This window comes from Deltaproteobacteria bacterium, from assembly GCA_016931625.1.
GTDB lineage: Bacteria > Myxococcota > XYA12-FULL-58-9 > XYA12-FULL-58-9 > JAFGEK01 > JAFGEK01.
On the sequence record JAFGEK010000157.1, the window covers coordinates 1 to 11,350 of the forward strand.

Here is an 11,350-nt window from a genome sequence, read left to right on the forward strand (position 1 = left end):
GCAAAAACAAAATAAATTAATCACATTAATGCAGCAAATACATAAGTTATCTTTGCTAATTAACTGGAAAGAAATAATTGCATTGCAAACTACAAACTTAAAAAATGGCATTAATAAAGTAGGTATAGCGGATTTAATAATTCTTCAAAACGCCATGCAAAATAATAGCGAATTATATACATTAGATAATCATTTTTATTTAATGAGTAAAATTCATAAAGTTAAAATTTATGCTCCCCAAAACCATTAATCAAGTGCAAACATTTTTACTTGGCCAATCGCTATTTATATGGTTATTGGATCCAACATGACACCACGACCAATAATTCATATTATCGATGGTAGCGGCTACGTCTTTCGGGCTTATTATGCCATTAGACCGCTATCGACCCGCGCTGGTCTACCAACCAATGCAGTTTTTGGTTTTGCGCGTATGCTCTCAAGGCTTATCAAAGATGAGCAACCAACTTCGCTGGCGATCGCTTTTGATACGGCTAAGAAAAATTTTCGCCATGAAATATATACAGAGTATAAAGCAAATCGTGATGCTCCGCCTGAAGATTTAGTGCCACAGTTTGCGTTAATTCGCGAATTAGTAGCAGCGATGGATATCCCGGTAATTGAAAAAATTGGTTATGAGGCTGATGATTTGTTGGCTACCTTAACTGACCAGGCTGTGGCAAGTGGCCACCAAGTTATGTTGGTTTCTGGCGATAAAGATTTAATGCAGCTAGTAGCACCGCATGTAACTATGTTCGACCCGCTAAAAAATAAATATTATAACCGTGAAGATGTTATTGAGCGCTTTGGTGTGCCTCCTGAATTAGTAGCAGATCTTTTAGCCCTGGCTGGCGATCCTAGCGATAATATTCCAGGCGTGCCAAAAATCGGTAGCAAAACTGCGGCCAAATTAATTTGTGCTTATGGTGATATCGAGACTATTTATAAAAACTTAAATGAATCATCAAAAAAATTAAGTGCTGCTGAAGTATCGGTGATTGATAATATAGAATCGGCTAGGCTTTCAAAACGTTTAGCTACTCTCGACCATAAAGCCCCAGTGCAGCTAAATATAGATGCCTGGCAATATCAAAATCCTGCTTCGGCAAAATTGCTCCCATTTTTGCAACGTATTGAGGCCTCAGGATTAATCCGTGACCTGGGTTTAGAAGATAGCAACAATCAAATCGTTTTACCTACAAACACACCATATGCCCCTACTGTTGATCAAGATTCTTTGTCTTCAGAATATAATCAAACGATCGATTATAGTAGTTATCGCACGATTTTTAATCTCAATGAGCTTGAGCAATTAATGCAAAAGGCTAAAGCGCATAAGTATTTATCATTTGATTTAGAAACTACTTCTATTAATGCACATCGTGCGGATATTGTCGGCATTGCCTTAGCAGTAGATTCTTTGGCGCCGGTGTATATACCAATTGCACATCGCTATCTTGGTGTACCAAAACAAATTGAACTTTCCCAAGCGCTTGCTTTTTTAAAACCAATTTTATGCGACCCGCAGATTTTAAAGGTCGGACAAAATATAAAATACGATATTAATGTACTCACTCGTGCCGGTATTAAATTACAAGGTATAGGTGATGATAGCATGATTGCCGCTTATGTACTGTCATCAACACGGGTGTCGTATTCTCTAGATGCATTAGCATCAGAAAAACTTGGTCATCAAAATATTCGCTATACCGATATTACCGGCAAAGGCAAGTCTCAGATCGGTTTTGAAGAAGTCGCTATTGAAACCGCAACTACTTATGCTGCTGAAGATGCTGATGTAGCCTTGCGTTTATGTCATATTTTGCGCTCTGAAATAGAAGAGCAACAACTAAATAAACTCTATCGTGAACTTGAATTACCTTTAGTATCCGTACTAGCTAATATGGAACATAACGGTATTCTAGTTGATGCTAATCGACTTGCCACCCTCGGCAGTGAATTAAATGAGCGTATTACTTTACTTGAATCACACGCCTACACGCTTATTGGTGGCAAAATCAATCTTGCTTCACCTAAACAACTGCAAGAGTTATTATTTAATAAGTTAGGTCTTGCTACTGCTCGTAAAACTAAAACAGGTTATTCAACTGATCAAGAAACCTTAGAAGCTTTAGCTAGCGAACATGAAATTCCACGAATTATTCTTGAGCACCGAACCTTGGCAAAACTTAAAAGCACCTATGTTGATTTACTCACTCGCATGATAAATCCTGAAACTGGTCGGGTGCACACGAGTTTTAATCAAACCGGTACTGCGACCGGGCGTTTATCAAGCTCAGATCCTAATCTGCAAAATATACCTATTCGCACTGATGATGGACGTCGTATTCGTGCTGCCTTCATTGCTGATCCTAAACATGTACTTATCTCTGCTGATTATTCACAAATAGAATTACGCGTTATGGCGCATCTTTCAAAAGACACAAACTTCATTAACGCTTACAAAAATGGTGAAGATATTCATCATCGCACCGCTTTTGAAATTATAACTGGTGGTGGCCCCGTTAATGCTGAAGCACGCCGTCGTGCTAAAGCCATTAACTTTGGTATTCTTTATGGTTTATCTGAATTTGGCTTAGCAAAACAATTAGGTATTCCAAGAGGTGAAGCTGCTGCCTATATTAAGCTTTACTTCAGCCGCTATCCAGGTATTCGCGATTATTTTGACACTACGATTCAAACCGCACGTATTAGCGGTTATGTCAGCACCATTGCCGGACGCCGACGCTATTTACCCGAACTGCACAGTCAAAATCGCAATATTCGTCAAGGGGCAGAACGTATCGCTATGAATACTCCTATTCAGGGCAGCGCTGCTGATTTAATAAAAATGGCAATGTTACGCTTATACGACGAGATAAATAAAAATGCCCCAGACATCCGCCTACTATTACAGGTTCATGATGAACTAGTAGTCGAAGCTCCTGAGGCAAAATGCGATCTCGCTGTTGAGCTAGTCAAAGAAGCCATGAGTTTAGTGATGCCGCTAGCTGTACCTTTAACGGTTGATGTAGGTGTAGGTTATGATTGGGCGAGTGCGCATTAATGATAAACAATTACATCAAACGCGCCGTTATTAAAAAGAGAGCCGGTTAGCATGGATACCTGCTGTACCTCCCTCCCCGGTGGCGTCGTGCCGACCGGCTCCCTTTAGTTTATTATCACGGTCTTATTAATGCCAAAATATTACTTTAGCGCCTCGACCGCCATTCCTAAGGATTCTGGCAGTACCACATTTAATAAAAGGCCCATTGTGGCTTTGCTAGTATCGATGAGCATACCCCATTGGTATGCTCCCATCGGCGCAACTACCACCATCTTGTTATCAACAAGATCCATTAAATAATAACGATTAAGCGCCGGAAAACCACTGCGACCTAGTGTATTAGCTAAAAACTGGGTCATTTGATTAAACAAGGCGCAAGCTTTGTGATTACTGTTATAGCCAGCGATTGACTGACCATCGGCAGTCATAAAAATATCGGTAGCCATTAACCCCTCACCAAGTTGCTGTTTCAAATAAGCAACCGCCTGGTTGATTTTATTTATGTCAACCATACTTTCCTCCTTAGTAGTAGGGACTGATGTTTCTGTCCCAAATGTAACCTGTTGACTCTCAGTTGTTTTGCTAACTGCTTTAACTACTGTGCCAAACAGAAGTTGATGTGCATGACTTGCAATTGTTTTTGTCACGGGATCTGACAACACTCTGGTACGTAAAACTGCATCGCCCATTTTGGCGATTTCTCTAAAAGCTGCTTCTCCAACATTTGAATCAATAGCGGCATGAACAATGACACCATCGCTTACTACCACCTCACCTTGGTGCTGTTCACCAATGACACTTATAATTCCTTTAGCTCTAGTTGCTAAATTAAGAACTAATAAATCGCCTAAACCTAAAAAGGCGCCACGCGGCTGAATCGCTATTTTGTCTTTAGTTATGCCACATGGAACAAACGGAAGTTTTTCTTCTTTATCAAGTACTAACATAGAGCGAAGAATTTCGCCTAAATCAAAAGTAAGTGTGCCATGAAACACCTTTGCGTCAGGAATAAACATTGCTTCGCTTTGCGGCCAAGTAAATAAATCAAGTAAAGAGTAGGCATTATATTCAAGTAAATGCTGTCGTAATGCATCTTTGGCCACCAAACCCCAGTCAACGATTACTTCGCCGAAATTGCGTCGCGTGCGTCTAGCTTCGCTATATACCGCTTCGAGATCTTCACTTTTTAAATGTGCATGTTGAACTAAAAAACGTGAAAATGTCATACCCATACTGCCATTAACAATCCACGCAATTTTATTATTAGATAAAAAGATACGTGCTGACTTGGCACCACAACGAACAACAACCTCGCCATTGGCATCGTTTATATGTGCTTCATACAATACTTTTAAAGGTAAAAGACGCCAAATCAGTTGGTTTGCGGCTAAATTATCTACATTATTTTCGCTGCTAATACTTACAGAAGCTGGCAGCCCTAAAAGTTTTTGAATGCTAGTGTGAATACGTCTTTCACGTTTATTGCACTTATCCAGTATTGAAAGCGTTGCTCCCCTAAGTAACAACATAGCCTGCAATGCCTCTTGACCAACTAAATTATCTGACACCGCATCTATGATTTTACCTTCAACACAAAATACATTGCCGTTACGTGATTTATGACTAACCGAAATCGTGCAGGTTTTACCCTCCATTTCAACTAACTGTAAAAAGGTTGTGAGAGTAATGCCCTCAAGATAACCTGTAGCGCCCACTGATAATGTATCAAAAATACTATTTTCTAATAATTCAATATCGATAGGCTTTTCTAAATAACGAGCCGCTCCAAGATTAGTAACACGATTTTCAACATGACTGTTACCAAAAGCCGTCATTACTATAGCCGGAATATGTGGATGTTCGCGATTGAGATACGCTAACAACTCAAAACCATCCATTACCGGCATTTTGATATCGGTAATTACCAAATCTACTGGTCGTGTTTTTAATAATTCAATCGCTTGACGACCATGAGCCGCCAAAGAAATTGAAAATTCTTCGCCGTGCCCGGCTAGCACGCTCTCAAGGTTTTTTACAAACCTTTCTTCATCATCAACAATTAAAATATGATGCATAATTAATCCGCGAACGTTGAGACTTATGCACATCCAATACCAACTGCGGTAATATTGTTAAAATAGATGTAGATTTGAATCAGTTTCGAAAGCGCACCAGTCCATAACATATTGTTTTTACATAACATTAACGGATTCTAGCTTTCGCGGTAATAACGTTATTGTTATTATAATTGTTAATTACATTGAATTTTGCAAGTGGCTCATAATATTTATTATAATTAAAATTAAGTTATTTTTTGCCAAAATAAGTAGCTCAAAATGAGCTACTAGTTCACTTTGCTATAGTTTGAGTTCGAATTATCATCTTGAGAATATTGAATAAGTTTGCGCTTTAAAGTGCTCAAAGAGATGCCTAATATTCTAGCTGCATGAGTATGATTGCCACCACATTGTTTTACTACGGCTAAAATATGTCGGCGTTCTACCTCGCCTAATGACAACATTTTAGCTGGGGTTGTATTTGCTATGCTGTAACTTGGCATTGTTTGACCCCAACCTAACAATTCAGAAGGTCGCAAAGCAGTTTCACCCTGCAGAACTAAAGCACGATCTATGACATTTTTTAATTCACGAACATTACCGGGCCACTGATAGTTCATAAGTTTTTCTACTTCACCTTCAGCAAAACTCACTTCACGTCCGGAACCTAATTCATTTATAAAATGTTTGCATAAAAGCGGAATATCTTGACGACGTTTACGCAATGCTGGCAAATGAATATGTACTACATTCAAACGATAGTATAAATCTTCACGTAATCGACCTTGACTAATTGCTTTTGCTGGATCAGCATTTGTCGCTGCTATAATGCGTACATCAATAGGAATACTTTTTTCACTACCAACGGGGCGAATACATTTATCTTCAATAGCGCATAATATTTTGGGTTGAAGGGAGATTGGCATCAGCCCTATTTCGTCTAAAAATAATGTACCACCATCAGCCATTTCAAAAACACCACGACGTCGCTGACTAGCACCAGTAAAAGCACCTTTGACATAACCAAAAAGTTCAGCCTCAAGTAAACTCTCGGGAATAGCTGCACAATTAGTAGCAATAAAAGCACCCTTACGTTGTTGATCACGATAATGTAGCACTTTAGCCACCACATTTTTTCCGGTACCGGTCTCACCGGTAATAAATATAGGAACCTGTGAAAAAGCTGCACGATCAATAGTAGTATTTATGTCTGCTAAACCAGTTTGAGCGCCAATCAATCGGGTTTCAAGACGTTCATGTTCATTATGATAATTCTGCACTCGATCAACACATTCTAATTCTATTGTACGAAAGGCTCGACGAATTGCATGTGATAAGGCTTCTAATTCTAAGGGCTTGCTTAAATAATCATAAGCTCCAGCCTTAATTGCTAATACGGCATTTTCAAAACTCGGATAAGCAGTAATAAAAATTATCTTAAGGGCGTCATCTTGTTGCAAAAACGGCTGACATAATGAAACACCACTACCATCAGGCAAACGTTGATCAAGTAGTACAATTTTGATGGGATGTTGCTTATATATTTCAAGAGCTTCGCTACGCGAATGCGCAGCGATTGCATACAGTCCTTCATCGGCCAAATAAGTACATGCTGCTTTAGTAAACTTACGATCATCATCAATTAGCAAAATTGTAGTTTTTAATTGTTCATGGTTCACGTGAGACACTCTCTGGCAAATAAATAGTAGCGGTAGTACCTTGTTCGACAACGCTATCAAAAGCAATACTGCCATTCATTTGTGATACCATTTTATGCACTAAAGATAGCCCCAAACCCGTACCACTGCGTTTAGTTGTATAAAATGGTTTAAATAATTGCTGCAATTGCTGATGCGTCATACCACAACCATTATCATGCACAGCAATAGCTATCCAAGATTCTCGGCGTATTGTTTTAATAGTAATAGTAGGCTCAACGCGGTCGCTTACAGCATCAATCGCATTACTAATAAGATTGAGCATTACTTGCTGTAGTGCGCGTGGGTCAGCACAAAGAGATCTAGCATTTGGATCTAGTTCTAAGTTTAATTGAATAAAACGTTTTTGTAAGTCATTTTGTACGAGCTGCTGAAATTCTTCTAAAAATATTGAAACATTAATATCTTCTTCAACAGGGTTTTCAAACATGCTAAACCCTTTAAGAGATTGTAATAGATACTCAACTCGAGAAACCTCTAATGTGATCCAACTTAAGTGTTCACGTATATTTTCTTTTTCATACTCGTCAAGTTTGCGTTGTAATACAGCCAAAGTTGTCTTGATATTATTTACCGGATTACCTAACTCGTGGCGAATTCCACTAAAGACATAGCCAATATTTTCCATAACATTAATTGCACTGGCTACTGATTCAAGCTGGCGTTCTTGAGTTAGATCACGAACAAGGTAAGTATAATATGTTTGATTATTACTTTGCCAAGTTCTACCTAAAAATCGCGCCGGAAATAAACTGCCATCTTGGCGTTGACCCATAATCTCAATACTATCTTCTATAGATTTACTTTTACTAATTGATAATAACTCTTGATTAGTTAAATGATTATCAACATTAGGTATATCGTCAATTTTATCTTTATTAATAGTGACTAGCTGAACTTTATAGTGTTCATGAGTATCACGATAACGCGATGGTAAAAGCGATGGTACACGCATATTTAATGCTTGGCTCGCAAAATAGCCGAATATCGATTGCGCTGCGTGATTCCAGAATATTATGTTATCTTGATTATCAAATGATATTACTGCATCGTGGATTAATTTTATTACCGTGCTAAAATGCTGCTCTTGATGTACAAGTTCTTTATTTTTTTGGGTTATAAGCTCAAAATCAGCTAAGTGAGATAAAATACCGGCGCTAAGTATCGCTATATCTTCAAATATTGTACGTGTTGAATAAGCAATTTCATCACAATTATGCGCAATAATATGCAGTGCCGCAATAATCCGATGTTTATAGGTAATTGGAACCAAGGCGATACCGTCTGATATCTGCTCACTATTTTTTTGGCTCTCTTGAAAGAATAAAGCCTTTGCGGGGCCATAAAATGGTAATTGCTGTAAAACCGTACGACCATAAAGTGAATCGATACTTGGAGAATCAAGAATTTTTTTATGAGAAGCCGGAAGCTCCTGCATACAAGCAATACGAAATCCATGCTGCAAATATGGGACTATAATTGCACCAGCATTCAGTCCGCTTTCATGTAAACATATTTTTAATATGCCATCTAATGCTTGTTCAAAACTCTCTGCCGCGCCGATGGTTTTAATTATCTGTTGGCTTATTGACTCTATCATTTAATATTTACCTTATGATTTTTGATGCTCATATTACAATCGCAAAAAAATAGCATATCAACTTAATAAAATTTCATGTGTATGATGTTGTAGACTTTACAACGTCATTAGTTAACATATGCTTTTTTATAGTGTCTCTATAAAAACAACAATAAAAAATGAAATTATTAAAAAATGATAGAAATACTACAAGAAGATAAGAAGCGATCTAATGATCATTCATAGCAAGCATTATTAGTTTTTTCTGATTTTGCATCATCACTAATTAGGCGAAATATACGACCACCAAAAGTTTCATAGCTCTGCAATTCTCCGCTGAGATCGCCCATTTCGTCATTACTTAGTACAACTTCACCACCTAAACGATTAACCAACGCTGCTAAAAGCAGCACTGTGCCAGCCTGTTGTACTTCGGTGGCACGTGCAAGTTTTTCTTCAAGATCTGCAATTTTCTCTTGAGCAGCCTGTAATTGTTCATCTAATGCTAACATAGTTGCGGGTCCCAATGCGGGAATAGCAGCCATCATGCACTCCTTTTGTAGGCACAATCTATTATACGGAACATGATCTGCATCTGTTAAACTAATAATTTATCCGATTTTTTAAACTCTAGCACTTATACATTTATCTTTATTGAAACTTTTGTGTCACTCAATCAGCAACGGTGGACCACTTTGAACCATATTAAACAGCTCATTATAGTTACCATTGCGAAAAATGCTGATCGCCTCAAAATAATTTCCACGATTAATCGCATTTAAATACTTATATTTTAAACCGTGATACTGTGCCGTTGCCAGAGACATAGTTAAACCTTTGATACCACCACGCCATAAAGCTCCTTTAATAACAGCATCTCGAAAAGCACTAGCAAAAACACGACCAAAACTACTACGTGATTTACGACCTTCAGCAAATGCACGAACCGCCCATAAAAAAGCATAGACTGCCTGCTTTTTACGAAGTTCTTCAGGATGTTGTGCAAAATGATGTTCAATATAAATACCTAATGGTTTAGTAGCGCGCTTCGGTAGAGCTTCATGAACAATCCATGTGGGTTGCCATATCGCTGCATCACGTCGCACCAATCTTGCGCGTGTCTCTTTACGAAATAAGTACCGTTGTGTACCGTGAGTTACCCAATCTCGTCGACGCACACTATAATGAGGTAATTGCAAATTTTGTTGGTGTATAGATTTTAAACATTCGATTGCTTTAGATTCAAGCCACTCATCAGCATCAAGAAAAAATAAATAATCACAATGTGAAAGTTCACGCGCGGCAATTTGACGCGCTACCCCTGGACCATGCCAGTCAGTAATTACACTCCGAACATTGCGCGCCGCGCATAATTCTCTTGAACCATCATTTGACTTAGAATCCACAGCCAATACTTCATCACAAACCGCAACAAGACTATCTAAACAACGCCCTAAAGTAGCGTGACTATTACCATGAATTACAAAACCACCAAGGCGCACGTGCATCATCCTTTCTTAAAAACAAGCCTATTGCGCTAGCCCATGCAAATAGTTACTTATTATTTGCCTAAACTGTAAATGGCATTGCACCTTATCTAACAAATAAGAGGTAGGCATGCATGAATATTCGTTAGTACAATCTTTATTAGAGCGCATAAACGATGAAGCCAAGGCGCATAATGCAATTTCGGTGCATAGTTTAAAAATCTCGGTTGGGGAATTATCTGGTGTTGACCCAGAATTATTTGAAACTGCATATCAAATTGCGCGCGAAGGTACGCTTTGTGCTCAAACCAAACTTGAAATTAAATATAAACCAGCAATTTGGGTATGCAAAGGTTGTAAAACTGAATTATCTAATACTGAATATTTACAATGCCCCAAATGTGGTGAAGCCGCTTTTTTAAAGTCTGGAGCAGATATTATTTTAGAACGTATTGAATTAGAGGTGCCATAAATGTGTGAAGCATGTGGTTGTGGTGACAAAAATGTAGTTCCTATTGAAGTACAAACCAGCCTTTTGGCTACCAATGACAAACAGGCGCAACATAATCGCGAGCACTTTTTAGAACATATGGTATTAGCTCTCAATTTAATGGGCTCACCAGGATCGGGCAAAACCGCTCTACTTGAAGCTACAGCTCGCAATAATCAAGCTAATTTACGTATTGGCGCAGTTAGCGCTGATTTAGCCACTGATAATGACCAAAAACGTTTAGAGGCTAGTGGTATTTTAGCCAAAAGCATTACTACTGGTTCTGCTTGCCATCTTGATGCGGCGCTTGTGCATCATGCTTTACATGATTTTGCTTGGCAGCAATTTGATATTTTCTTTATTGAAAATGTGGGCAATTTAGTGTGCCCGGCAATTTATGATCTCGGGCAAGCTGCTAATGTCGTTACGCTTTCTGTAACCGAAGGCGAAGATAAACCCTATAAATATCCGGTAATGTTTCGCAAAGCTGATTTAGTAGTGTTAACTAAAATTGATTTACTACCGCATGTTGACGTACGTGTTGAAGCAATACAGGAGGCATTAAAAAAAATAATGCCACAACCACGACTAATATGTTTATCCGCACGTACTGGTGAAGGGATGTCTGAGTGGTTGGCGTGGCTTGATAAACAACTCCAGCATAGATTATAGCGGTTTCCTCTTGAATTGTTCTACTGTGACACGACATACCTGCCTGCAAATGGCGGCCTCGTCATTTCGCTGCTCGAGATATGTCTAATATTCCTGCGCTGCTCACTCCTCGCACCGCTATTTTCGGCAACGGTCTGTCGTGTCTCGTTACAATCACTTCAAGAGGAAACCGCTATACGAGCATAGATTTTTATTAAAAACATGAGTAGAAATAAAAACAATCATAAAATACTATAAATATTTTTCTAAAAATTCTTCTGCAGTTAAAATTTCAACTGCA

9 protein-coding genes are annotated in these 11,350 nt (G+C 38.5%); 4 read left to right on the forward strand and 5 right to left on the reverse strand.

Features of this window, described 5'->3' with window-relative positions:
• A partial coding sequence (locus JW841_13270; protein MBN1961910.1) for a PIN domain nuclease occupies window positions 1-250 on the forward strand: 250 nt, incomplete at its 5' end.
• A 57-nt stretch (window positions 251-307) separates the two neighbouring features.
• Window positions 308-3,067, forward strand: coding sequence for a DNA polymerase I (polA, locus tag JW841_13275; GenBank protein MBN1961911.1), 2,760 nt, complete (start codon window positions 308-310; stop codon window positions 3,065-3,067).
• Window positions 3,068-3,207: 140 nt separating this feature from the next.
• Here the strand turns inward: polA and JW841_13280 are convergent, their stop codons facing one another.
• The 5 genes from JW841_13280 to JW841_13300 form a co-directional block, all read right to left on the reverse strand.
• A complete protein-coding gene (locus JW841_13280) occupies window positions 3,208-5,142 on the reverse strand; it encodes a response regulator (GenBank protein MBN1961912.1) in 1,935 nt (644 codons plus the stop codon).
• A 269-nt stretch (window positions 5,143-5,411) separates the two neighbouring features.
• Entirely contained in the window at window positions 5,412-6,803 is a 1,392-nt protein-coding gene (locus tag JW841_13285) for a sigma-54-dependent Fis family transcriptional regulator (protein MBN1961913.1), read from the reverse strand.
• The gene (locus tag JW841_13290) at window positions 6,793-8,442 is read right to left on the reverse strand and encodes a PAS domain S-box protein (GenBank protein MBN1961914.1); all 1,650 of its coding nucleotides are present in this window, start codon (window positions 8,440-8,442) and stop codon (window positions 6,793-6,795) included. The genes JW841_13285 and JW841_13290 overlap by 11 nt, the downstream gene beginning before the upstream one ends.
• A gap of 215 nt (window positions 8,443-8,657) precedes the next feature.
• Window positions 8,658-8,969, reverse strand: coding sequence for a hypothetical protein (locus tag JW841_13295; protein MBN1961915.1), 312 nt, complete (start codon window positions 8,967-8,969; stop codon window positions 8,658-8,660).
• Window positions 8,970-9,089: 120 nt separating this feature from the next.
• Window positions 9,090-9,932: a glycosyltransferase family 2 protein gene (locus tag JW841_13300; protein MBN1961916.1), complete on the reverse strand. Its 843-nt coding sequence runs from the start codon at window positions 9,930-9,932 to the stop codon at window positions 9,090-9,092.
• Window positions 9,933-10,038: 106 nt separating this feature from the next.
• Here JW841_13300 and hypA point away from each other — a divergent pair, with 106 nt between their 5' ends.
• Window positions 10,039-10,380 carry a hydrogenase maturation nickel metallochaperone HypA gene (gene hypA, locus JW841_13305; GenBank protein MBN1961917.1) on the forward strand — a complete coding sequence of 114 codons (342 nt, stop codon included), beginning with the start codon at window positions 10,039-10,041 and terminating at the stop codon, window positions 10,378-10,380.
• Window positions 10,381-11,070, forward strand: coding sequence for a hydrogenase nickel incorporation protein HypB (hypB, locus tag JW841_13310; protein ID MBN1961918.1), 690 nt, complete (start codon window positions 10,381-10,383; stop codon window positions 11,068-11,070).
• Window positions 11,071-11,350: the final 280 nt, after the last annotated feature.

What these genes read in the sequence shown, in the direction of transcription:
- JW841_13300 (MBN1961916.1), bottom strand. Translation starts at nt 9,932, where the DNA reads ATGATGCACGTGCGCCTTGGTGGTTTTGTAATTCATGGTAATAGTCAC.
- hypB (MBN1961918.1), top strand. Translation starts at nt 10,381, where the DNA reads ATGTGTGAAGCATGTGGTTGTGGTGACAAAAATGTAGTTCCTATTGAA.
- JW841_13295 (MBN1961915.1), bottom strand. Translation starts at nt 8,969, where the DNA reads ATGATGGCTGCTATTCCCGCATTGGGACCCGCAACTATGTTAGCATTA.
- hypA (MBN1961917.1), top strand. Translation starts at nt 10,039, where the DNA reads ATGCATGAATATTCGTTAGTACAATCTTTATTAGAGCGCATAAACGAT.
- polA (MBN1961911.1), top strand. Translation starts at nt 308, where the DNA reads ATGACACCACGACCAATAATTCATATTATCGATGGTAGCGGCTACGTC.
- JW841_13280 (MBN1961912.1), bottom strand. Translation starts at nt 5,142, where the DNA reads ATGCATCATATTTTAATTGTTGATGATGAAGAAAGGTTTGTAAAAAAC.
- JW841_13290 (MBN1961914.1), bottom strand. Translation starts at nt 8,442, where the DNA reads ATGATAGAGTCAATAAGCCAACAGATAATTAAAACCATCGGCGCGGCA.